Annotated in this window: 19 protein-coding genes and 2 pseudogenes; 5 read left to right on the forward strand and 16 right to left on the reverse strand. The window is 59.2% G+C overall.

All coding sequences use genetic code 11. The annotated features are described in order from the left end of the window. The first annotated feature begins 860 nt into the window (after nt 1-860). Both AC3WQS_RS26805 and AC3WQS_RS26810 read left to right on the forward strand, forming a co-directional pair. Nucleotides 861-1,898, forward strand: a complete 1,038-nt coding sequence (locus AC3WQS_RS26805; RefSeq protein ID WP_492713426.1) for a ComEC/Rec2 family competence protein — start codon at nt 861-863, stop codon at nt 1,896-1,898. Nucleotides 1,899-1,916: 18 nt separating this feature from the next. Then, nucleotides 1,917-2,642: a hypothetical protein gene (locus tag AC3WQS_RS26810; RefSeq protein ID WP_492713425.1), complete on the forward strand. Its 726-nt coding sequence runs from the start codon at nt 1,917-1,919 to the stop codon at nt 2,640-2,642. A gap of 358 nt (nt 2,643-3,000) precedes the next feature. On the opposite strand, the gene AC3WQS_RS26815 is transcribed toward AC3WQS_RS26810, so the two are convergent. Genes AC3WQS_RS26815 through mblB form a run of 3 tightly spaced genes read right to left on the reverse strand, consistent with a single transcriptional unit; the run spans nt 3,001 to nt 7,864 of the window. After that, the gene (locus AC3WQS_RS26815) at nt 3,001-4,077 is read right to left on the reverse strand and encodes a patatin-like phospholipase family protein (RefSeq protein ID WP_492713424.1); all 1,077 of its coding nucleotides are present in this window, start codon (nt 4,075-4,077) and stop codon (nt 3,001-3,003) included. After that, nucleotides 4,074-6,557 carry an anti-phage 6A-MBL system cap2_3 protein gene (cap2-3, locus tag AC3WQS_RS26820; protein WP_492713423.1) on the reverse strand — a complete coding sequence of 828 codons (2,484 nt, stop codon included), beginning with the start codon at nt 6,555-6,557 and terminating at the stop codon, nt 4,074-4,076. The genes AC3WQS_RS26815 and cap2-3 overlap by 4 nt, the downstream gene beginning before the upstream one ends. After that, nucleotides 6,554-7,864, reverse strand: a complete 1,311-nt coding sequence (gene mblB, locus AC3WQS_RS26825; RefSeq protein WP_492713422.1) for an anti-phage 6A-MBL system MBL-fold protein — start codon at nt 7,862-7,864, stop codon at nt 6,554-6,556. Before mblB ends, cap2-3 begins: the two co-directional genes overlap by 4 nt. A gap of 516 nt (nt 7,865-8,380) precedes the next feature. Here mblB and AC3WQS_RS26830 point away from each other — a divergent pair. Then, nucleotides 8,381-8,971: pseudogene (locus AC3WQS_RS26830) on the forward strand (IS630 family transposase); the annotation flags it as partial. A 67-nt stretch (nt 8,972-9,038) separates the two neighbouring features. Here the strand turns inward: AC3WQS_RS26830 and AC3WQS_RS26835 are convergent. Further along, nucleotides 9,039-9,733 (reverse strand): annotated as a pseudogene (locus AC3WQS_RS26835) (IS6 family transposase). Beyond that, nucleotides 9,681-10,721: a DUF4062 domain-containing protein gene (locus tag AC3WQS_RS26840; protein ID WP_492713421.1), complete on the reverse strand. Its 1,041-nt coding sequence runs from the start codon at nt 10,719-10,721 to the stop codon at nt 9,681-9,683. Before AC3WQS_RS26840 ends, AC3WQS_RS26835 begins: the two are co-directional and overlap by 53 nt. A gap of 478 nt (nt 10,722-11,199) precedes the next feature. Between AC3WQS_RS26840 and AC3WQS_RS26845 the strand changes: the two genes are divergently transcribed. After that, the gene (locus tag AC3WQS_RS26845) at nt 11,200-12,051 is read left to right on the forward strand and encodes a hypothetical protein (RefSeq protein WP_492713420.1); all 852 of its coding nucleotides are present in this window, start codon (nt 11,200-11,202) and stop codon (nt 12,049-12,051) included. A gap of 663 nt (nt 12,052-12,714) precedes the next feature. On the opposite strand, the gene AC3WQS_RS26850 is transcribed toward AC3WQS_RS26845, so the two are convergent. The 9 genes from AC3WQS_RS26850 to AC3WQS_RS26890 form a co-directional block, all read right to left on the reverse strand. Next, nucleotides 12,715-14,103, reverse strand: coding sequence for an AlbA family DNA-binding domain-containing protein (locus AC3WQS_RS26850; RefSeq protein ID WP_492713419.1), 1,389 nt, complete (start codon nt 14,101-14,103; stop codon nt 12,715-12,717). A gap of 561 nt (nt 14,104-14,664) precedes the next feature. Next, nucleotides 14,665-14,913 carry a 5-methylcytosine restriction system specificity protein McrC gene (locus AC3WQS_RS26855; RefSeq protein WP_492713418.1) on the reverse strand — a complete coding sequence of 83 codons (249 nt, stop codon included), beginning with the start codon at nt 14,911-14,913 and terminating at the stop codon, nt 14,665-14,667. 37 nt (nt 14,914-14,950) lie between these two features. Further along, nucleotides 14,951-15,424: a 5-methylcytosine restriction system specificity protein McrC gene (locus tag AC3WQS_RS26860; protein ID WP_492741598.1), complete on the reverse strand. Its 474-nt coding sequence runs from the start codon at nt 15,422-15,424 to the stop codon at nt 14,951-14,953. Continuing rightward, nucleotides 15,360-15,692, reverse strand: coding sequence for a 5-methylcytosine restriction system specificity protein McrC (locus AC3WQS_RS26865; RefSeq protein WP_492713428.1), 333 nt, complete (start codon nt 15,690-15,692; stop codon nt 15,360-15,362). Before AC3WQS_RS26865 ends, AC3WQS_RS26860 begins: the two co-directional genes overlap by 65 nt. Before the next feature lie 196 nt (nt 15,693-15,888). Continuing rightward, nucleotides 15,889-16,206 (reverse strand): hypothetical protein, encoded by a 318-nt coding sequence (locus AC3WQS_RS26870; RefSeq protein WP_492713417.1) that lies wholly within the window; start codon nt 16,204-16,206, stop codon nt 15,889-15,891. Nucleotides 16,207-16,846: 640 nt separating this feature from the next. After that, complete coding sequence (locus AC3WQS_RS26875) at nt 16,847-17,404, reverse strand: GNAT family N-acetyltransferase (RefSeq protein ID WP_492713416.1); 558 nt, start codon at nt 17,402-17,404, stop codon at nt 16,847-16,849. Nucleotides 17,405-18,291: 887 nt separating this feature from the next. After that, nucleotides 18,292-19,128 carry a class I SAM-dependent methyltransferase gene (locus AC3WQS_RS26880; protein ID WP_492713415.1) on the reverse strand — a complete coding sequence of 279 codons (837 nt, stop codon included), beginning with the start codon at nt 19,126-19,128 and terminating at the stop codon, nt 18,292-18,294. Next, on the reverse strand, nt 19,128-19,751 hold the full coding sequence (locus AC3WQS_RS26885) for a hypothetical protein (RefSeq protein WP_492713414.1): 624 nt from the start codon (nt 19,749-19,751) through the stop codon (nt 19,128-19,130). Before AC3WQS_RS26885 ends, AC3WQS_RS26880 begins: the two co-directional genes overlap by 1 nt. A gap of 293 nt (nt 19,752-20,044) precedes the next feature. Continuing rightward, a complete protein-coding gene (locus AC3WQS_RS26890; RefSeq protein WP_492713430.1) occupies nt 20,045-20,167 on the reverse strand; it encodes a hypothetical protein in 123 nt (40 codons plus the stop codon). Between the two features lie 278 nt (nt 20,168-20,445). Between AC3WQS_RS26890 and AC3WQS_RS26895 the strand changes: the two genes are divergently transcribed. Continuing rightward, nucleotides 20,446-21,126: a hypothetical protein gene (locus AC3WQS_RS26895; RefSeq protein ID WP_492713413.1), complete on the forward strand. Its 681-nt coding sequence runs from the start codon at nt 20,446-20,448 to the stop codon at nt 21,124-21,126. 292 nt (nt 21,127-21,418) lie between these two features. Here AC3WQS_RS26895 and AC3WQS_RS26900 read toward each other — a convergent pair whose 3' ends face one another. Both AC3WQS_RS26900 and AC3WQS_RS26905 read right to left on the reverse strand, forming a co-directional pair. Then, nucleotides 21,419-22,030, reverse strand: coding sequence for a hypothetical protein (locus AC3WQS_RS26900; protein WP_492713412.1), 612 nt, complete (start codon nt 22,028-22,030; stop codon nt 21,419-21,421). 359 nt (nt 22,031-22,389) lie between these two features. Next, entirely contained in the window at nt 22,390-22,908 is a 519-nt protein-coding gene (locus AC3WQS_RS26905; RefSeq protein WP_492741600.1) for a hypothetical protein, read from the reverse strand. Nucleotides 22,909-22,957 lie beyond the last annotated feature (49 nt).

Below are 22,957 nucleotides of genomic sequence, written 5' to 3' on the forward strand. Positions count from 1 at the left end.
ACCCCCCCCCCCCCCACACCCCCCCCCCCCAGATAGTGGTCAGGGTCTCGTGGGCTCGGAGATGTGGAGAAGAGACACCTCTCGACGCTTCGCGTCGAGAGACGGAAGCGAGTCGCTTCGCTCCCCGCCAGGGAGCCGCTGCGCGGCTCGCTGTGGGTCGAGTGCCGTTGCCGTTGATCGAGTCGCTTCGCTCCTCTGAATTCCGAATCTTGTTTCTCACCAATCGAATTCGTCGCAACGTTTGAACCGGTACCCGACACCCGAACGAGGCTGGGGAGGAGGGGAGGGGTCACGGAAAGCGCCCTGTCTCGCGCCCACTGCCTCGTCATCATCATGCTCCCAATCATACACCACCACCCAACCAACCGCAAAACAATCCGAAATACAAAACACCGAAATTCTCACCGCCCCAACAATATTCGAAATTTCTCAAAATATCACCGTGCATAATCCGCGAAACCCACTCCCTACCAAACGAATGTCGAAACCTACTGACACACAACAACATTCAAAACACCAAAACGAACCCCACAACACCCCCACACGACGCGGCAACACTCCCCCACACCACCGAGCACGAACACCCGCCGGCCCCACCGCCAGCACCCAAAACCGCCGGCGCCCCACACACCCCCAACAACCACCCCGGGACATGTCATCACCCCAGGTCAAACCCACAACTTTCAGATACAAAAGGTGTAACGTCTACTTGTCGATATCCCGGGTTCGGTCCGGGAGCCGGACTGGCGTAGGGATCGTCGATGGCACGAGAGGACTCATCGCCGCCATCCCACCTGCCGTGCTGCGCTACCAAACGCGCGGTGCGGTTCGGCGACGAACCTCGAGAGGGTGCCGCAGTAGTGTACGAAATTGATTTCCTTCCCGTAGAGAGCGAATCCGGCGCAGGGTCGAAGAGTGGCGACGCGATTAGCACTCAGCTCACGTTGAACGATGGGCGAACGGTCGTCCTCGTCATCGATAGCGGATTTGGCGCAACCGGCGAACAGATGGTCGAGCACATCCGGACGCACTACCGCACCGAGCGCGTCGACATCATGATCTCTACTCACCCTGACGCCGATCACCTCAACGGACTCAAACACATCGTCGAGACGATGGAGGTGGGGGAACTTCTCATCCATCGTCCCCGCCAGCACAACCGCAACGTCGCGGACTTCAGTAACTTGGAAGCTGTCGACAATCTCATCGCCACAGCCGAAGAACGACGGGTCACGATCTCGGAGCCGTTCACTAAGCTTTCCCGCTGGGGAGGGCAACTTCTGGTCCTCGGCCCCACCGAGGATTACTACGAGAGTCTTTTGTCCGAGCATCTGCTGGAGATGAAGCTGGGTGTCGCCGCGCCTAGGCGATCGCTGGCAGCGTCCTTGTTAGCCAAAGGTCGGGATCTGCTAGCGGCGGTGCTCCCGTCACTGCCGCTTGAGACGTTAGGGGAGGACGGCGAGACCAGCCCTCGGAACAACTCCTCCGTGATTGCGCTGATCACTGTCGACGATCGCCGCATCCTTTTCACCGGGGACGCTGGCATCCCTGCAATGACCGCCGCCGCAGACGAATACGAGCGCGCTGTTGGTTCATTCGGACTTTACCCACTGACCGTTTTCCAGGCCCCTCATCACGGAAGCCGCCGGAATCTCGCTCCCTCCCTCCTCGATCGAATCGTCGGAGCGCCCGGAAAACCATTCGGAAACTTCCAGGCCCCCATCAGTTCTGCCAAGGCCGCCCCGAAGCACCCGTCACCGAAAGTAGTCAACGCCCTCTCCCGGAGAGGCGGATATACCGTCGCTACCGAAGGGCGAACCGTATGCCTCAGCCACGGCACCACTCGGCCAGGGTGGTCGAAAATCGATCCCCTCCCACCGCTCGTCGAAGACGACTAGAAAGCCCCCACTCAACTTATGTCCTACGACACCTTCGACTTCCAAGCCCGCACGCTGCCGGTGGTCGTCGCACTCGTCCCTGCATATCTGTGTGCCGCGCTCCTTGTCGCAGAAATTCCCGCGGCGAAGAGCTGGTGGAATCTCCTCCCGATACCGGTGGTTCTCGCTCTTTCGGTGCTCGCAAAACACCTGGGGAGGGATGCCGGTAAACGCATCGAGAAGGCACTCTGGGCAGAGTGGGGTGGTCCTCCGACAACCCAAAAGCTCCGCTGGGCCACGGCCGACAACCTGATCATCCACCGCGACCTTCATCAATCGCTGCAAGCGATCGTTGGACCGAACATCACGCTTCCCACGCCGGCGCAGGAAAACGCTGATCCGGTGGGGGCCGACCAAATCTATGAAGCGGCCACCCGAGTGCTGATCACACGTACTGGACACAAGGACACGTACGCGAAGCTGAAGAACGATTTGGTGGGATATTGCTTCCGGCGCAATGTCTATGGCCTGCGCACGCTCGCTTGTACCGTTGCCTCGCTCATCTCTTTGGGATCAATCGTCGCCATGGTCGTGATCGTCCGCGTTCCGATCGATTTCGATCTCACTGTCCCGATCGTGGCACTGATTGGCTCGCTGGTGTGGATCGTTCTCTACACCTTGTGGTTCACCACGGAATGGGTGCGTCGCGGAGCCGAAGCCTACGCCGACGAACTCCTGAAACACGCTCCTGCAGCCAACCCTTAACGGGTAGCAACGCACCAGCCGGCGCCCCACGCTGCGGATGGAACGCGCATCGCCACAGCCGCGCCGTCGCATTCCAGCCGTGCGAACTGCTCATAGGCGGCGACGCGAAGTCACCCGCGAGCGGTCGTTCGCCCCTCCGCGCGAGATGGCGGCGGCAGGTGCTTATGCCGCGTGCACGCTATTCGGAACTTCCACGAAAAGATTTGCGCGCCCGACTGTTTCTCCAATATTGAAGCCCACTTTTGTTAATGCAGTGAGGTCGCGGGCGAACTTTCCGTTCGCCCGCGACCGGTCCGGCCCCGACGCGCGAGGTCTTCTGTTGATGGCTGCTGAGCAATCTGCAATGGCGACGTCCGCGTTAGATCCCCAGTTCCGGGCAGTGATGAGCGAGCAGCACGCGTGTGAGCTGCTCGCCGCGGATCGTGATCGCGGCGAGATCGTCGGCGTTCATCTTCGCGAAGTCCGTCGGATAGTTCACAACCGCAGAGCGTGGGACTAGATCGGCAAGGTGCACAGGGAGTTTGCCGTCCCGCTGTGCAAGGTAGCTATGAACGATACCGCGGACCTGGCCGCTCCTACCGAGTTCGTTGAGGCTGGATCTGCCTGCGTCCTGCGTCTTGCCATACGTAATGTCGAAGACCCTCGGCAGCCGTTTGTACATGTAATTCGACGAAGACGTGAGCTTCTTCCCGCGGCCGGCGTCGGAGACAACCAGGTAGTCGAGTTCATACGCGTGGCGGGTGAATCGTGGGTTCCGATCTGGTAGCAGTGCAGACAAGCCGAGATTGTCGTACACACCCCCATCCGTGAGTACTACTTGCTGTTTGTGGGTCGTTCCGTCACGACGGTTAAAGGTGAATGTTCGTGTCACCGGAGGAAGGAGGAGCGGGAACGCCGCGGATGCCGCTACCGCGTCAGCGACGGAAATGGGGTCGGTCACGTCCCCGTGGAACCAACACGAGCTAACCTCACTTCCGAAACGCATCGTGCTCATCGTGTCGAGGTCAGTCGCGGTGATGACGGTCGCGAGATCTGGGTGTGTCACCGACGCGATAGGTTTCCGGCCGAAGTCTCGTGCCGCCAGGGCTTCAATCAAACTGTTTGTCCGCGAATAGCTTCGAGGCTCACGGCACAAAAGGGAACGTGTGGTGCTACCAGCGCTCCGCATGATGCTGATGGGCGCTACAGTGCGCTTGATGAGTTCGACGTGCAAACCTTGGCGGAGAAGACTGGTCACCGTGTCGTCAAACTCGTCGAACGCCTCTGGGCCGTATGCCCACATCGCGGCCAGTAGGCTGCCGCCGCTGATCCCGGATACCACGCGGACATGGCGGAGGAGATCGCGGTCATGGAGGGCTCGCAGACATCCGAGGCCGAATGCTGTGGCGCGGAATCCGCCGCCGGACAGTGCAAGACCGATCCGGGGTTCGTTCATGTCTGCCTCCCGAACAACCGTCCCCAGTAACTCGACGCCCGGGCGGGCGCGGGTGTATACCCATATCCGCCCGGGAAATACTGGCTTGTCGGCCGGTCCGGCTGTACCGCGGATGTGTCTCCGTTTGAAGATGGCTGTCGGGATACTACGTGGGCGTAGATGTCCGGTTTCGTTCCGTGGTCACGCCACGCGTGCCACGTCTGCCCGTAACCGCCGAGGATCAGCATGAGTGCGCGTCGGCCAGTTCCGTCCGGGCTGACGAGGGAAGCCATTCCGGCCTTGTCGATGTCGCTCGGTAGAGCGCGACCGAAGGGGTGGGTGTGCCACATGCCGGCGAATCCGATCCTGTTGGCGGAGCTGCTGCGGTGATGCTCGAGCGTTTCCTTGCTTCCTTCGATGCCGTGCCCAAAGTAGATCTCGGAGAGGGCGCTGTCAGGCGGTGGCCCGGTCGCCACGTCGACATAGACGGTACGAGTGGCATCGTCGAGAGACCCCAGCAGCATGCCTCCGGTTTCGATGCGGTCGCCGCGTTTGCGTGCGCCCCGGCGGACCTCAGCGCGCATCTCGGTGATCGCGCGTTGGGACACTCGCACCTCGTACACGCCGCCTACATCGGGCATGGTGACGTCGTTCGACCAAGTGAGCCGGTCTGTGGCGGCGCGGGCGGGCTCCGCTCCGGGCAGCCGGACCACAGTGCATGCCATCGGCTTCTTTGCTGCAATTGAGTTGTCGGCCAGGATGTTCAGAGCCTCCCAGAACATGGTGGCAGCAAGAGCGCAGACCTGTATCGAGGAACCGACAAACGTCGGTGCCGAGCATCCCGGTTCCGGGAAGAACATGTCGGTGCGAGGGGGGTCGGGGAAAAAATCTTCCGCGACGTCCTCCCAGGTCGCGCGGGCAGCACTTCGGGACTCGATCGCAGTGCGCCGCAAAATGTCATGCCCAGCGCCGGTTGCCCCGGCCATCGAGACAGTGACCAGTCCGCGTTCCGCGCTGTGCCCGAACAATGCGGTGACCACAGGTGGCCACTCGTCCCGACGCCGAGCACGAGCATGTTCGAGTGCTGCCCGAACTCCCCCATCAGCGGTAGCGTCGATGACGAGATCGAATGCAGGCGGATCTGCGTCCTCACTGAGGTAGTTAGTCATGACGTCGCCAATCGTGTGCTGGACTGACAAGTCGCGTCGAATCTCACTGAGTCTGTTGGCCAGCGTGTAAGCCTTCGAGTAGCCGATGTCCGAATCGGTATATGGCTGCCGGACCAAGATGCCTGGGGACACGGCGCTTTTGTCAATGACAGAGAGAGCCGATACTCCCGCTCGCACACAGTGTTCGGCGATCGGAGCCCCCAGTGCACCACATCCGAAGATGAGGACCCGTTTCCCGTTCAACCACGTCGCGGCCGTGTTTGCATCGCGCCGCTGGGTGACTTCGGGCCGATCTTCGAAAATGACCATCCATGTTGCCGTCGCGAAGCTCAACCAGCGGCCTGCAAGGTCGGCGACTTTGCCTTTCAAAGGTTCTGAGGATCCGATCTCCACCTCGCCGAGTAGATCGGCGATATCGGTTCCGAGTTCGTCGAACTTCCACGCCACGAGGTGCGCCAATCGCGCTGTTCCTTCGATGCGCCGAGAAGGCGTGCCGAGAATCAGCGCAGCAGGTGCTTTCTCCTCCGATCCCGCCCGTTCGGCGATCTGGGCCGTGAGGAGGGCCGAGTTGGTGATCGCGCGGAGCATCTCCTCGCGGGAGACTCCTGACCTGTCGAGGTGATCGGCCAGCGCCGCAGCCGAGTCCGGATACTCGAAACCCAGCTCGTCGCTGATCAAGAACGTCGGCGTCACAAAGTACGGCCGGCCTGACACGTCGACCGCGTCGAGGTCCTCCGCGAGGACTCGCGCACACACCTCCCCCAGAGTGAGCCACTCCAGAACATCAACACGTTTGCCGTGGCGTCGGCACCAGGCATAGAGCGTGGTGGTTCGCTCTACGCATTCGGCTGCCCACGGCGCCCGGTCGTCTAAGTCCGGACGAATCACGATCCAACCGTTGTCGTAGCTCGAGTACGCCACAGGCGGATGGAGTGGTTGCCCTTCCGGGTCGAGCGTTCCTTCAGCGGCTCGTTGAAGCCACAGCATCAGCCGCGCGATGAGGCCACGCATCCCGTCCGACGGATTCCACTCCACCGATGGTGCCGCATAAATGCAGAGCTGAGATCCCCACTGAACGTGAGGGGTGCCCGCCCACCGTTTATGGGGCACCCTCACGGCGGGATGCGTATACGGAAACGTGCCAGAAACGATGAACTCGAACCGCTCCCGCTCCCGCACCCTGATCCCCCCGTTGCCGGTAGTGATCCCATGGGTGTCGAACGAGACGATAAATGTCGTCGAACTCTGGCCTTCCACAGTTCCCAGAACTTCGATCGCGCCGTCACTGACCTCCGCGAGCTCGGCAAGTTGCGCCGCCGCCAGATCGCTCAACGGCCGAACCCGACCGGCGCATCAGGCGCGCTCGCACCACCGCGGTCGATAGCGATCGCATCCTGGATGCGTTCAGCTCCACTCCGCCGCGATTCCACCGCAGCGGCAGCAGCGGGCAGCGCCTGGGCGACGGTGACAGCCGCAGCGGTCACCGCCGCCAGACGGCGTCGGCTCGGGATCGTCGCGGACTTCGCGAAACCTGCACTAGCAGAGAGAGCGGATACCGACTCACGGATAATTCGCGGGCCGGAGGCATCCACACCGAAAACAACGGGAGAGGGCGCATTCTCGTCACCCCAGGACATGGTGCAGATGAGCTCGGCGATCTCCTGATACCGAGCACGAGCCTTCCTATGGGGCGGATTCATCCCCGGTTCGTCCTTGGGGCGGAACGAGTCGCTGCTGCTGACAATAACGACTTCGTCGTGACGGGCGTTGACGGAGAAAGCGTCCAGCACGTCCTGGCACAGGACGTCTTCCCCATCGACTGGGATGTACATGACCTTCTTCGAGCAATGATGCGGTGCGAGAAGCAAGTCCCACTCCAACTTCTCTCGGCGATCGTGGTCGACGCTGTAGTTGAAGATCTTCATGATGGTGTCGTGTGCCAAGTCGCCGAACAGCAGCATCTTGCCGTCGACACCGCTCTCATCGGTGAGGGTGATTTGCATAGCCAGTGACGTCTCGTTGCGCTCCGCGGCACAGTCATCGACGAACGGGGCGTGGAAAAATACTTCGAACCGGTCGGAGCAGTCATGCTCGTCGAGTGTGCTTACCGACTTCCCCGGCCCGGACAAATACTTGTCGGGAAGCTCGGAGTAGGCATGGTCGTCATGGTCGGAGTCGTACCCGATGACAAGGATGCGATCACCACTTGCGGGCTCGACTCCGGCATCGACAGCCTTCTTCGTCGCAACAACCCGGCGCTCGGATTCCGCTTGGAACGCTTCCGCGTCTGAACACGGATTCGGAGCATCATCATCTGCTGCTTCTCGCCACATCCGCGGGGTCGCCCACAGTTCACCGATACGTACACGGTCGAGAAGATCAGCAAATCCGAGGCAGTGGTCCTTGTCTGCGTGGGTCAAGGCGAATACGGCGAGGTACGGCAACCCATTCACCGTGGGGAGCGCCTCGATGAGACGGTCGACAACCGGAACATGCGGAGTCTCCTCGTCCTGCGCCATCGCGAGATCATGCAGGTCGATCTGGATCACAATGTCGTCATCGAGAACAATCGTGCTGCTATCCCCAGTACCGACCGGCCAGAACACCGCACCACGCGTAGGGAGCTCACTATAATCCACGACTTCCTCCTGAACTGACCAAACACGAATTTGCCGGACCGGCGCCCGATATAAATAAGACTATCCGGTATGTCCGACATGAAAGCCCGGGCCTGTCTGAACCATCCGCGCGACCATCCGCGCGAGACCCCCGACCGCCATAACGCCCTACCGTTACCGGTGAATCCATGCAGACCATCGTCATACATGAACGATTAACCGCAGAAGCGCAACCGCTTGTGCGACTTCCCGCGGACCAATTGAGGGGCCTCCAGGTTGATCCGCACGCTGGCCAGAAGTTCCTAGTACTACGGTTGAGTTCAGCCTTACACCGGATCAGCGATCGTGCAGCCTCGGCAGCGAGCGGGACTTCTACTCAGATCGCGACCGCCGGTGCCAGTGTGCAGGGATACTGGGATTCCCAGCCACTGCAACACGCAGCGGTGCGAGCTTGGCCGCGATTCACGCTCGCCCATTCGTAGGCGTTCCTGCATCAGGCCATAGTTCATCCGGCATGCGCGTTGCTTCGCCAGGTTGGACAAATACGTTGTCATGCAATGGAGTTCACGCCTACTCGGGAAACACTTGGGGATCGGGTACGGCACGGTCGCGCGCATCTGGCGCGAGTACGGCGTGCAGCCGTGGCGCAGTGAGACATTCAGGTTCTCCACCGATCCGGAACTGGCCGGTGGAGGTCACCGACATCGTCGGGTTGTATCTCGATCCGCCGGAGAACGCGATCATGCCCTGCGTGGACGAGAAATCGCGGATTCAGGCATTGGATCGGACGGCTCCGATGTTGCCGATGCAGATCGGCATGCCCGAGAAGCAAACCCACGACTACGTCCGCAAAGGCACCACCACCTTGTTCGCGGCGTTGGAGATCGAGACCGAGAAGGTGACCGGGATCTGCCGACCGCGGCACCGTCACCAGGAGATTCTGGTGATTCTGGTGATTCTCAAACATGTGGCACGGGCGTATCCGAAGCTGGAATTGCATCTGGTGACCGGCAATTACACGACCCGCAGGAAACTCGAGGTCCGGGAGTGGTTGGCGGCGAACCCGCGGATCCACGTCCATTCACGCCGATGTCGGCGTCGTGGATGAATCTGGTCGAGGTGTGGTTCGGGTTCTGTCAAGTTGTTTGGGATGCAGCAGTTTTCGGGTGCAGCTGGGTATCAGTGGAGTGGTCGGTCAAGCAGTGAGGTTCTGTTCGGCGACCTGATCCCACACCTGGAATCGGGTGTGCATTTCGGTGCGATAGTCGGTGGCGGTCATCTGGTGGCGGGGCGGCCGGAAATGCGGAGAGATACGACTGTACGAGGCCAGGAATCGTTGGGCTGCACCGACAGTGCGGAACCCTTTCATCGCCCGTTCGCGTTGCCGGGTCGGTTGATGGGAGTTCTCGCACCGATTGTTCAAATACTTGTTTTGCCGGTGCTCACTTGTCGACATCGTCTCCCGGTGCGCGACCTGGTAGGAGGCGAGTTTATCGGTGACCAGTACCCGCGGCGACGGCCTTGTTTCTTCAGTAGTGTCCTGAAGAACCTGGTCGCGGCACTGCCGTCCCGCTTACCTTGGATGAGGATGTCAAGCACGTTGCCGTCTTGGTCCACTGCCCGCCAGGGATATTTTCGGACTCCGCCGATCTTGACGAACACCTCGTCGAGATGCCACTTGTCGCCAGTCTGTGGTTGGCGTCGGCGCAGCCTGCGGGCATATTCGGGCCCGAACCTTCCGCACCAGGTACCCGAGCGTACGATCCGAAGATCCTCGTCGCTTTGCCCGCGACGGGCGGATCCGCTGTTATCCCGACCTCCCGGCACATGCCCACTATTACGGCCGTTCAAGGTTTTTCGAGCTGAGTACTGCGCGCAGTGACACCAGATACTCGTCCCCGGCCTGTGTGAGCTTCCAGTAGACGGCCTTGTCGCTCACAGTGCGCTTCTTCGTGCCCGTGGTGATCAAACGGAGCGCACGCAATTGGACGATTATCGCACCCCACGACCTGTCCGAAATCTCTGCGGATTCACTCCCCCACCCGCTCGTCCAGCTCTCCTCGGCGTCGCTCTGGATATCGCTAAGCATGTGCTTATTGAACGTCTCCCGTAGAGCTGGCTCCGGCGCCTCGTCGATCATCGTGGGGCCGAGAACCTCAACGATCTCGTCCCACGTATATGTGAGATCGCCGTCCTCTTCTTGGCGGGCATAGTGGTAGCCCTTATGTTTCAGGAAGAGTTCGACTTTCTCCTGGCCATGAGCGAAGGCATCGTCCATCTGCGCCGAAGTCGAAGCAGAGCCCTCGACTTCCTTCTTCTCAAATTGGGCGATCTTTGCGTTGAGTTCGGCGATCTCTGCACGGGTCTCGGGTGTCATCGCCTGGTCTCCACGGACCCACCCCGGTCGAGGGTTGTTCTTGATGAGATGAATGAGGCCGCGTGTGACCTTGGAACCAAGATCTTCGGCGTTCTTCCAGTCCTTGGTCATCCTCGACTGGATCTTCTCGCGGAACGCAGCGAGCTTCTTCGCTGCCGCATCGCTCCGATCAGTCTTGCCAACAGGAATCTCGTCAGGTTGGGAAGGGACAAACCCCATAACCGGGATACCAAGTTCGACCGCGTAGTCGTACTCCTTTTCGGTATAGCTGATTCCTTCCGCACTGACCGATCCGTACCGGCCACCAAGGACCACCAGATAGTAATCGCTCTGCGCGATAACGCCTTTGATGAGAGTCCACTGGTCGGTGTTACCTGCAGGGAACATCTCCATACCGGCGGGCAGACAGTCCATCTCGAGCAGCGCCTGCATGACCTCGCGTCGCTCGTCTACAAGGTCCATGAAGGTCGAACTGATAAATACCTGATAGCGCCGGTCCATAGCCTGCATGCTAACCGACCCCATCGCGGAGTCCTGGACTCCGGTCTCCAGCCACGATCCCGGCGACGGGACACCTTCATGCCCAGCTGCGCGTCGATCTGAAACTGACCGGATACCGTTGGACGACGAATCGACCACCCATCTATGGGTCAGTTGCCGGTGGGCGGAGTGCGCGAGGGCAACTCGCCGCTGCCGGGCCCCGCCTGTTCCACCCATACCCTTAATGGCGGCTTGCTGGGTTTCACTTGCGGTGTGGTCGTGGGTCGGATCTCGGTGGATGGTGTGGACGTGTCCCCATCCACCGAGGTCGTGACGCCCTGGGAGGGAAGACGCTGTCAAACGAATCGGCTTCTCATAAGCTGGGGAAGGATCGAAATGGTCTGCGACACAGATCTGTAAATGGTTTCACATCGCGAATTTATCGGGAGCCGACGAACGCTTCGGTTTCGTTCACAATGCCTCCTTCTAGGGTGTACGAATGAAAGCTGAGCCCGGCACCTACCTGGAAGCGAGACGCATCGGATGCGTAGCGAGTGGGGTGCTTGCCATCGCGTGTTCAACAGCGTCGCTCGTCCGCGCCGAATGGACTCTAGAGCAAGCTACGCACGACTGGTGGACTCTCACAGCGCTCGGCGGCATCATCCTGGGATGTATCGCGCTCGGATGTAGCATCGTCAGCTACCGGCGTGAGCATCCTCGAAAGACTGATCTCACGTCCTTTCTCGCTGCCGTGCTCGGGGTGACGGTCACACTCGCACTCATCTCCACTCACGCCGACGTCGATCTCGGCTCACTCCCGGCATGGGTGTCCGCCGGCGGGGCACTATTTACCGCCGGCGGAGTTCTCGTCGCCTTGCAGTCCTATAGGTCGACACTGCGCGCCGATCTGGAGGATCAAGCGAACCAAGTCCGGTTACTGCGCGTCTCGTGGCTCCCAAGCGGTACAGAAAATGGAAAACAGCAGTGGCGAACCGAATTCAAGAACAGAAGCGACAAACCCTTGTACAACATCAGGATTCATGGGTTCAGAGCATCAGTCGAGGAAAACTCAACTAGTGTTCGGATGCGGCCGATCACCACAATCTTCCTTGGAGACGGCGAGGGGCGAGGTCACCCGCTGAAAGTTTCTGACACCACATCTTGTCCAGAACTGGCCACAGGCGAATGTTGGCGCACACTATGGGAAGCCAGCAACACCGACACAACCGCCCCGAGTCACCAATACACCGCGATCTGGTACTCGGTGCTGGACGCAAACGGCCGCTATTGGAACATCGCTGACAACTACGAACCCATGAAAATACCCCGTTCCGAACGACCGCTTCACTGATCCATTCCCTCGCACTCAAGCGAAACGGCAGTGTCGAAGCCGCACGGAAGCCGATACGCAGCATCAGGAATCAGCAACGGACACAGCCCCCTTACCTAACCGATACCCCACGACATGCACGCCCTTCCCGGCGAACACCAACCCGCAACAGCCTGCGCATCCCGCACAAGCGACTAAGGAGAACCAAGGGATTTGCCCGATTCGCCAACGGCACGTACCCCCAGTCCGCACCACGGCCAGGGACTCCAATAGGTAAGACGTCCCAGCGTTAAACACACAACCCGGGGACTCACTTTCCACGCCGGGCACATTGTTCAACCCCGCTACTAGACCGCAAAACCATCCATCGGGTTTGATCTACCCGACGATGTGAACGGCGCGTCCAAGGAAGATCCTGGCCTTCATCGCAACGGTCAACAACGCCGCGGTAACGCACTCGCAGGCCTTCGCACACTGCTTCTCCGCGACAAGCGCGAATAGCCGGCGGTGATGTTCTCGATCGTCCACCTTGGCAACCACACGCACGCGCAGCAGTGACGACTTGTACAGCGGGCGTTCAAAGGATCGTCATGTCGTGAAGCTGCTCGTCCGAGAAGCAAGAGTGATTCTCAGGCCGTGAGCTGGGAGCAACACGCCCCCAACTGTTTTCTTATCCGCCACGAGCTAGTCAACTAAATTCATCGTCTCCGCCCAGCTAGACAAGCTGGCACGCAGGTGTCCGCCCAGGGTCGATCGTTCCACTGCGAGAGTGCCATTCGGTCGCAGGATGCATGGTTCGGCGATAGCGAAGTCTCCATAGATGTCGGCCGCAAGCGAGTAGGCTGCACGTGCGACTGCCCGGTAATCAGTTGTTGCTTCGTCCAAGCTGATCGTGCATTCGACAGCCGCTGTGCGGTCACGCACGAAGTCGGAGTTCAGCACGCAGATGTACTTGTCAGATGATTCACCATCCCATGTCCGTGGTTCGTGAAACTCCGTGGCGTAGATACGTTCTGTTGGATTCCTACCCGAATTGATCAACAACTGGGCTCGAATCTCCCCTTCCCCCGAGGCCCCGGTGTCTACGGCATGATGGCACAACATCGAGACGAGCCCGAGGAGCTCAATTTCGAAGCGATCCTGGGCAAGCGCCTGCTTCGCACCCGATACATTTTCGTCCACCAAGTAAGGGTCACGCACCACCTCCACTTTGGATGTTCCGAAACCCGCCCCCCTGTAAAGTAGTTCAATAGCCGGTGGATCAAATTTCCCTCCGTGGCGGCCGTTTTGTGTGATTAGATCAGTTCGACGAGCTCCGGCTCGCGGATACATGTTTGATCGTCCGAGGCAAGATAGCGGTGGCGCAAATTGTCGCTGCCAACTGTTAAAGAATCCCAGAGTCCGCGTGACGCTTGTTGCACCTACTTCTCGGTGACCCGAAAAGGTCGGCACTATGGCTACCGCCAAGGCAGGGTAGGACTCGACCCTCGTGTGTGAACGGCCTTCGCGATGAACTCGATCCAAATCAGATGCCAACTCGTCCCGAGAGGCATATCGATCGCGATATCGAACCGCGACCTCCGCCTCCGTCAGCCACCGGGTGATGGTCTCGTCGCGAACAGGATAACGGAGGATTGTTCCTCCATTCCCACTGGTTACGGCATGAGGGGCATTGGGGCTTCGCGGCACAACGATCGCGTAGTGGCCCAACCCCGTGATGTCAGGACGCTCGATCACCCTGAAATCGATTCCAGGAAGATATGGGCGCAGGCGTTCCCCAAGGACTTGTTTCATACGCCGAGTATCGGCATCACCGATACTGACAGGTGAAACCCGGCTTGCCCGACTTGATTCTTCCTCGACGCCGAGCACAATCACACCACCGCCGGAATTTGCGAACGCCGCGACGTCCTTGGCGAATTCCTCGTTCTTGTCCTTCCGATAGTGTTCTTTCTTCCAATCAAGATCAGCCCCTTCAGGGATACCGTTGGCTACTGCATCATCAATTACGCTGGCGGACAAGGACGTAACCGGGACACCGAACAATGCGCTCAAGCGCGGAAAACTCATCATGCCAAGAGACTTACCATGAATGAGTCTCTGTGTCATGCAACGATCTTCGAATGATACTTCGACGAGCCCCACATCCCCGTCGACTACCGACCACCGGCAACCACACTCGCGGTACACGCCCCAACTCCACAATCGAGTCGGATGCGCACAGCTCAAACGGAGCCGTCGAGCTCGACTCTCCGGTGATGGTCGGAATCTCCCGCAAATCGATGCTCGGGGACATTGCGGGCCGAAGTGTAGAACACCGCACAATCTCGGCACGGCGCATGAATTGCGCACGCAGGCAAAGGAGAAAACTGTCACCGGCATCTGAAAATTGCCCTCGCATGCGGTTATGCGTTCAGGTCTCGGTGTGGTCTGTACAGCCAGGCAGCACTGTCATAAACGCGCCCACAGTGAAGTGCTTGGTTGAAGTCGTTTTCGGAGCTTGTCATCGATTCCCCTGCTGGTCCTCTGTTTCATCGACGGTAGCGCCACGAGCCGACAAGGTTTGCGACCGTGGATCATCCGAGGACTACGAGCCGTTTCCGACCATCGAGAATTCGTCGCCGTTCCGAGCCCTCATAGCCTCGACGAGCACGTCGATCGAGGCCAGCAACTCCGCTGGGGCGTGGCCAGGTCGAGGGCGTGGCAGTAGATGGTGATGTCGGCGCCGACAACCTCGACCGCATGGGAAGCGGTGTCGCCTTTCGCGTAGATCAAGTGACCTTCGCGGAGTCCGAGTGCGGTGCAATAGGCGGTCAGTTGGTACATGTCCGCGTTCGGCCCCCTCTTGCCGGAAGTGATCGTTTTGTACTTGGCGTCGATCACCGCCACAGGCTTATCGCGGCTGTGGTACCAGGTCAGGTCAGGTTCGATCGCGGGCGGTGCGGCCGTGATCGAGGTAGCGCGTCGGGCCGGATCCGGGGCGCACTCCGGTTCCGCCGCGGCGGGCGATCGCAGCAGCGGTGGTGGTCATCAGGAGATCCTCGAACACTTTCCACATGTCGAGGACGAAGCCTCGCACGACGACAGTCCCGATGCGGTGCTCGATGGACCGATGCTCGGTGATCAGCTCCGCCAACTGCAATGCCCAGTGGTAGCGCTCGTTCAATCTCGTTCGCGCCGGGGACGGTTCGGCACCAGGCGTGGGCGGTGTGACGTCTGTGAGGGCGCGGCGGAGCCTGGCCAGCCTCGTCTGCAGACGAGGCTGGACTACCGCGGAATCGAGCAGAATCAAGGTGGCGGCGAGCAGCAGCTGGTTTTCGGTGATGTCTTCACCCGTATTCGTCGTAGCGGATCTCCACAGGCAGTGCGAGCCCGAATCGTCGGGTGATCTGATCGCCCGCGCGTAGCCGCCCGCGCAAGACCGGGCCCGAGTCTTCGACTTCGCGGTAACCGGAGAGCAACCCGCGGGCAGTCGCGCGCTCGGCGGCGACCACGAACGCTTCGGCCAATGCGGCAACCAGGTCGGTATCCGTGTCGGCGAGTGCGGTGTGCTGCGACCACCACGCGGGGCCACGGACGTATCCCATCATCCACATCACGCGGCTGATCGGTGTTTTCGGTTCCACCCTCACCGTGAGAGCATCGACGGTAACGGCCCCGATCTTCTTCGGTGGCGGCCAGCGCGAACACGCCGGGAGTCATCGTTGGTGTAACCGTGACCAGCCCAGAGGCCGCGAACGCTGCAGCCCCCTCCGGCGTCAACGCCACCTGCGGGCGGCACACCAGGCAGTCGGCGCAGCCGTAACCGCATCGCGGCCGCTCGAAGAGGGGCACCGTAATCGGGTCATTCACCGGTCGTCAGGCTCTTCTCCAGAGCAGCAAGGCCGTATCGGGCATCGAGATCCACGGTGCGGTCACCGAAGCGAAAATTCCTCGAGCAAGGGGATGACCGCGATGCCGAAACACCTGCGCCAATCCCCCATCACTGTGGACCGCCGGACGCATGAAATACGAGGGTCCGATCTGGAAGTCCAGATCGTCGATCGCAGCGCTACGCGCAAGATGCAGGTCCGCGACACGCTGCGGGTACTTGCGGGCGGTGAGCCAGCGTCTCAAGACCGATTTCGTGGGCTCCTGCGCCCGGTGCAGCGGAACGAATCCGAAGCGGCGGCGCATCGCCGTGTCCACGAGAGCGATCGAGCGGTCCGCGGTGCTCGATCGCGGAAGATGATCACCACATTGCGTGGCAGAGTGAACGGCTCGGCGTTGTCCGAGGAGAACGAATACTCCTCGGCGGCTGACACTTTCAAAATCGATCACGGAAAGTGGGCCAGAACCAGGTTTCGACTGTCGTTCACATTGAGGAACTGTCAGGGCACGGATTCGACGAAACCATTCTCGGTCAGGTCCGCGCCACAAGATCAAAAATCAGCAACGGACTAGCCGATCAGATCGAAGCCCAGTTCGGGAATCAAGGGCACATTGCGCCACATGCCGGCACGGTAGCGGATCGCATCAACATGGAGGCTACGACACTGCGCTTCGACCGCGATGCTGAACTGTTCAAGCTTGCCGGCTCATCCGAGGCAGACGGAGCCGCGTAAGTCTGCATGTCGAGCCGTCACAGCTCACAGCCCATCACATGCCAAGTCGACGCCAGCGGCCGTGGCCGCTGGCGCATCCAATTCTCAGCCGACCCGCGAATCAAGAACCCTGACGAATCGCTCCAGCACATCGAGATTGAGTGGAAATCCCCCGCAGCGGCACCTACCTTTGATGTTCACGCTCCATTGGCAGGATCGCTCACTTTTCAAACTCAGACGTTCTCTACGTCGGACTCAATCGCAATAAACCGCGCATGCTCCGGCAAGTTCTTGAAGAAAATACACTCACCTTCCCCATCTCGAGTGGTGAAGGTGTCCCTCCGATCCCGCCATTGAACGTCAATATCACTGCCGGCAGCTCGTCCAGGTGACAGAACGGCGTAGCCCCGCTTGCGGTACCAGTCGGTGAGGCTGCGGTGGCAGATTCCATGGAGTGTCGTAATCTGCGCCTGTCGTGCGACCTTCTCGACCCTCTCCAGTAAATCTCGCCCGACCCCTATAGTCCGATAATTCGGGTGCACCGCGATCGCATTTATAGACCACCACGGCTCCTCAATGCCATGATCGTGCAGCATCACCGGTTCGACCCAACAGAATCCCTTAGGGATTCCGTCCTCTGTGCAAGCCACGAGTAGCAACTGCTCACGCCAATAGCGTCCCTTACCGAGCCGCCCACCCCAATCGTCATCATGCATATCTACAAGATCCGGCAACTGCCCGACACACAGGTCACGTATTGCAGTCACATCGTCAATGGTCGCGTACTTCATCACTAGTGGCACCTGTGCATTATCGCTGAGCTGCTACATCACCTGCTAGCGACTTCGCGAGCAGCGCCGACGAGGTGGGCGCCGCGTGGTGGCCAGCCCACCTTATTGGATGAGTTCTCCACGCACCTACACGAGCGTATCAACGACGGACACACTCCGTTTCCGCACTCTCCGAAGACCTTCGAGCACTGGGTATCGCGGCAGTTGCAACGCCGTCCGGTACTGCCTTTGGTCCGCTTCGCCCCATCGTCGCTGCGCGGCCAGAGTGAATCGCATGTAAGTGTTTGTAGTGGCCGGCCCGAAGCTGGCTGACAGGATAGGTGTCGTCGCTACAACGCGCGTGTGCCCCATGAATCGCTTCACTCCTTTCCGGATGCCCTTGCCGGGTTTGTCCACTCTGTTGTGGCGGCAACGTGCGGCCCGGTCCTGCTTCGGTGGCTCAATCTTCAAGCCTGCCCGACCCCGTTGCCGCGAGCTCGTGGCCCACAACCGTCCTGCCACGAAATGCTCTTTCCGGGACGATGGGCGACAAACGACACCGCCCATCGGAAAGGACATCCGTCAGAAATGCCTATCGCCTGAAGACCACTACAAGACCGTCATCGGGGTCGATGCCCACGGCGCAACTGTTCAAGACGGAAGCCAACGCCGAGAGCAGTCCGTTTCTGCAAGATCCGATCGAGACGATCGACGACATAAAATTCTTGGACGATGGAGTAGGTCGATTGATTCAAAACCTGTCGCCTGAATAACACCTTGGACTGCGTCACTCCTGACAAGTTCGAGGCCATCTATTACTCTCAACTATCGAGTCTCCAACCGGAGATGTCGCCAGCGTGGGAGCGGCAGAAACCCGGCCCGGTTCATAACGTCCGTCAGTTCGTCGCTCAACGAATGACAGTCCGGGTCGTCAAATCACGGCCGAGAGAGACTTCCCGCAGAATGCAGCTCCCCGCGAGAAATCGCGGATAACGCCAATTTTGCGCAGCGCCATCCGGGAACGGCATAGGCTCTCGCAATTCTACGAGCTCAAACCCTGCACAAGCGAATGTATCCATATACATTTCTAGCGGCCGGTGTATATGGGTCGTGTTCGAACCAGACCTGCTCATCGCGGTCTTAAACTCCGCCTCGATCCAAAGTTCTTCTTTATAGTTGAACCATTCTTCCTTGTAGTATCCCCAATACAATGGCCAAAAGCAGGGGTGGGTAATAGTCCATACCAGCTTTGCTCCCGCCCGACAGAGGGAAGCGGTAGCGGCAAGCGTTGCCTTGAGATCGACAGTGTCCATCAACGTCATATTGGCGATTGCCACGTCAAAAAGTGGATATTCTAGCCAATTGTCTGTGGCGTATCCTTCTATGTCTGCGACCACCCAGTCGACATTCAAGACTCCGCGTTCTTGCGCTTGCGTTCTGGCAATTTCTATTGACCGAGCGCTCGGATCCACACCAACTAATGAGTTGACCAATGGCGCAACAGTTCGACCTAAAGCGCCCGTTCCACATCCGACATCGAGGACCTTAGCTGATTCAATACCGCTTGGCAGCATATCAAGAACCGTCGGGGTGAGGACAGAGATGTAGCTGACATCGATTCCTGATTCGATGTCACCTGCTCTTCGGACTGCAACCTGATCCCACTCGCGTGCAATCTGCGCCGTGGTTTTCGCGGCCACAATGTGTGGTGAACTATCAGGCTGGGAACCTTCAGGCTTGACCATCACTCACTATCCGATCGTAATACTCCTGCGAGGTCCTGGGCCAAGGAAAAAGCAAGATGTCCATCCTTGTCCTCATACTTCTCTATTACGTGCTTCCCACCAATTTGCCTACCGATCGACACCGTGCTATCTATTCGATTCATGTTACATATCGTGAAACGCGACTTAATAGTGTAATGGCTACCGTAATTTATCACTGTGGCGCCGGCGTTTTTCAATTCATTACTGATTGAAATAGGTTTAGGTAACACCAAAGTGAGGCTGTCTTGTTTGGCTTTTTCTTTCAGCATATCGATCATCTGCCCGTCATTCACCCAAGATAGATCGCGAGTGAACACCGACACATTTCCGCCATCTTTAATTAACTTGTACATGTGATCGCGAACCTTCTTGTCGCTTGCGTATCGCTTGGGTCGAGATTTCAGGTAATCTTGAACTTCCAGCACCACTGCCAACACCCCGAGGCCCACTGCGATTGTCAAGAATACGACCTGCGATGCAGAGAGGGCTTGATCTTCTTCTTTCAGAGACCAAATAACTTTGATGCTTGACCCCAGAGCTGCGGCAACCGAGGCGATCTTGAAAAGTAAACTGCGCATAGACGTCCGCTCAGGGTAAGCCATCGATCACTAGCAGATCGACAGAATCGTACTCGGCAGGATTCTGGCGAATCCCCTTGGCATGGATATTATTCCCGACCGTCACCGTTCGGCTCCCCTGGGTGCCGGACTCACCCCCCGAGCACAGTCGCAACCGAGGTATCAATACAACGTCTCATCCAAGTAGGTGACGTTGACAACGGGTAACTGCTCTCGAAGTCGTAGAAACCTCGCGGCAACGCTCCCGGCTGTTGATCACCGCTGTCGGGTTCTCCCTTGCGGCCTGGCCAGTCGATCAACCGTCACACCGTCTCGTACTACTGTGAAAGCATCGGGTCGAGCTCGAAGTACCGGACCATCAACTGCTCGAACTTCGTGCCCCGCTCCGAATTCGACGGAGCCTGCCGAAACGCCTCGATGACCTCGTGCACTGAACCCATGACAACCCAACCCTCCGCGACGACAACCCGTTCTCAACAGACAATCTTGCCTGGACGGAAGCCCGATTCATGCATCGGGCGCGCCGCATATGTCGCCTGCGATCAATCGGTGTTCGGTGGGCACGAGAACCAGCCTGATCAACCGCGGCAGGAAGGGGAGATCGGCCGACGACTCGCGGAAGTGCCGCCCCAACCAGGTAACAACTAATAGCGGCGATGATGATTGATGGCGTAGATCTGCTTCGGGCAATCACCAAGCCGCGCGAAATCGGAATTAGGTGTTCGATCTGGGCACCCCAAGGGGCTTTCCGCGCAGCGCCCGCGTCGACGGGTTTGTCGCACAAGTAGCAGGTCCAGTTGTCAGCGGCGAATACTTCGGTATCCAGGTATGCGGTTCCCTGCCTTGCATTTCGGCGTTGCATGCGGGCTTTCCGTTTTCCGACAGCGACTTTATCCGGGTTCGCCTCTGCCCACCGGCGATTGAGTTCGGCCCTGCGCTCCTTGGTTGCCTCACGCCACTGCCGGTGCGTCTCACGATACTTCTCAGGGTTCCGCTGCTTCGCGATTATTTTCAGTTCCGCGGCGCGTTCCTTGTTCCGTTCTCGCCATTCCTTGCTCCTTGGCCGATCGTATTCCTTCCGCCGAGCCTTTCTCGCCTGCGCAGTTCGCTCGCGCTCTTCACGTCGCACCTTGGCGGGTTCGTAGTCATAGTTTTCCAGCGACCAGACGCTCGATCGCTGATTTGCGAGTTCCGCATTCTCTTCGTACCACTTGCGGGCCAACCGCTTCCGGTTAATAGCGCGGCACACGTCCGAGCAGATCTTCTGTTTCCAGCGTGTCCTGGTGAAATGCTGCTTGAAAATGCAACAGTCTGCGCTGCCGTAGTCACTCACGCGACCATTTGCACTGTAATGATCGGTGGCACGTTTGCGCGCCGCGATCTTCTTGCATTCACCTGAGCATCGTTTCGCGCGAATTGTCTTCGCCTCGAAATCGCCCCCACATTCCAGGCATACCAACACCGTCATGGCATACCGTGCGCGGCGTTACGGATACCCAGACCATTACATCCTCCAGGTTCGATCCGCCGGTAACCATTACCGCGAAGTCAATCCCCCATGCTCCATGCACAACCGGATAGCCCGCTGCCGCTCACCGGGACATTACCTCAACAGTTGCCAGATCGATTACAGCACAGGGTATCTGATACGCACTGCACGCAGGAGGTACAAGATGTATTGGCATAGCCGCTCACGGTAGTCGGTAGAGGCCCTTCTCTATTCCAGCCTCGTCAATATCCGGACCACGCCACCACACCTCGCCAGGATCGGTTGTGAGGCTGATAACTGGAGTCCGGCTGAGGTGCCAGGCGGTAGGCTTCGCGGCCGAGTTTCTGACCCCTTCGACAAGCCAGCTCGTGACCGCAGCCCTTGACCCGTCACAGTGCGGCGCGATGGCTCGGCTCATGATATCCACGCGTCTGCCTGAAAAATTGTCCCAGTGACGAATCTTCCGAGCTAGCTGTGGGTCTTCCCGATCGGCATCTGTGTAGAGCTGACGGCCCAGCTCGCTCGGCCCGAAATCTTCGTTCCGGGTTGCTCCCCCACGATTCCAGGGGAAAGCGCCGCCGTTCTTTCCTTCCGGAATTGCGTAGAACAGGTAAACATCGAGATCCTTCACACCACGATCCTCGTGCACATAGTGCCGAGCGCCACCCTGCACTAGACAGACCGCTAGAAGTGTCGACCAGTCAGGAAAACGCTGGCGGAACTTGAGGTCGTCGTGACGGGCAAGTTCCGCCAGCCGATCCATATGATCGACCGTGAGACGTGCGAAACTACGCACCGATCTAGCGGCATCCATGAAACGAAGGATTTCACAAAACACCGCGCCCAACCAGCAAGCCTCAACAGTCGGGCAACGACTCCGAATTTATAACGAAGGCTCGGTGCCCGACTACGCACCGAAAAACGTGCGCGGCCGAGACACCGGCAGCGGGACAGGCTCGCTGGACTGCAACAAAATCTACGAGTTGAACGACCAAAGGCCGCAGGAATTCGATCTGTTGAGCAGCCATCCTGCGTACACGAGTAGTTGATGGGCACCTAAAGGCGTCGACGCTGTTCCTTGCGCGAAGTACAACGGCAAGCTCGGTTCGTTCAGGTTTCGTGATGGTTTGCCGGCCGTCGAATCGACTGGCGGTTTTGAGGCCCGCCGATCTCTCACCGTCTGAGTCGGGCACGGACTGCATTGATACCGTCGCCGTACGAATCCACATAGAGTCCCGAACCCGGCACGTATCGTGAGTCCAAGGCGGCGTGATCGTGGGCCATGAACACAACATCGGGACGTCCCCCGTTATACCGGCTGTAGACGGTGTAATTCCAGCCGTCGGGTGCGTAATCATCGTTCCACTTCAGGCGGGCCACAGGGACGAATCCAGCCTCGGAATAGATCCTCGGTAGTGCCGTGTCGAAACAGTCCAGTCGTCGTCCGCCTTGCTGGACGGCAACGGCGAGCATGGATTTCGCGGCGCTTGGATATTTGCTGTCTCGATGTGAGAAAGCAGAGACGATTTCGTCGTCGTTGAGTGCGATGCCGGAACGGCCGTCGTCGGTCACGAACAGCCGCATATTTGCGTATTCGCCTGTGTTGTAGACGTGTACGGATGAGGCGAAGCGGTTACTGACTTTGAGCTGTTCCATTTGCTGCCGATAGAGATCGGCATCGGAAGGCGCCAACTCGTACAGGTCCGGAGTGCTGTCTCCTCTGCGTCGAAGCTGACTGGCC

Source organism: Rhodococcus sp. FW305-130 (genome assembly GCF_058788335.1).

Bases quoted from the DNA above. Each gene is read 5' to 3' on its own strand.
- AC3WQS_RS26810 (WP_492713425.1), top strand. From the start codon at position 1,917: ATGTCCTACGACACCTTCGACTTCCAAGCCCGCACGCTGCCGGTGGTC.
- AC3WQS_RS26815 (WP_492713424.1), bottom strand. From the start codon at position 4,077: ATGAACGAACCCCGGATCGGTCTTGCACTGTCCGGCGGCGGATTCCGC.
- AC3WQS_RS26840 (WP_492713421.1), bottom strand. From the start codon at position 10,721: ATGGACCGGCGCTATCAGGTATTTATCAGTTCGACCTTCATGGACCTT.
- AC3WQS_RS26845 (WP_492713420.1), top strand. From the start codon at position 11,200: ATGAAAGCTGAGCCCGGCACCTACCTGGAAGCGAGACGCATCGGATGC.
- AC3WQS_RS26850 (WP_492713419.1), bottom strand. From the start codon at position 14,103: ATGATGAGTTTTCCGCGCTTGAGCGCATTGTTCGGTGTCCCGGTTACG.
- AC3WQS_RS26870 (WP_492713417.1), bottom strand. From the start codon at position 16,206: ATGCGCCGCCGCTTCGGATTCGTTCCGCTGCACCGGGCGCAGGAGCCC.
- AC3WQS_RS26875 (WP_492713416.1), bottom strand. From the start codon at position 17,404: ATGAAGTACGCGACCATTGACGATGTGACTGCAATACGTGACCTGTGT.
- AC3WQS_RS26880 (WP_492713415.1), bottom strand. From the start codon at position 19,128: ATGGTCAAGCCTGAAGGTTCCCAGCCTGATAGTTCACCACACATTGTG.
- AC3WQS_RS26885 (WP_492713414.1), bottom strand. From the start codon at position 19,751: ATGGCTTACCCTGAGCGGACGTCTATGCGCAGTTTACTTTTCAAGATC.
- AC3WQS_RS26890 (WP_492713430.1), bottom strand. From the start codon at position 20,167: ATGGGTTCAGTGCACGAGGTCATCGAGGCGTTTCGGCAGGCTCCGTCG.
- AC3WQS_RS26900 (WP_492713412.1), bottom strand. From the start codon at position 22,030: ATGGATGCCGCTAGATCGGTGCGTAGTTTCGCACGTCTCACGGTCGAT.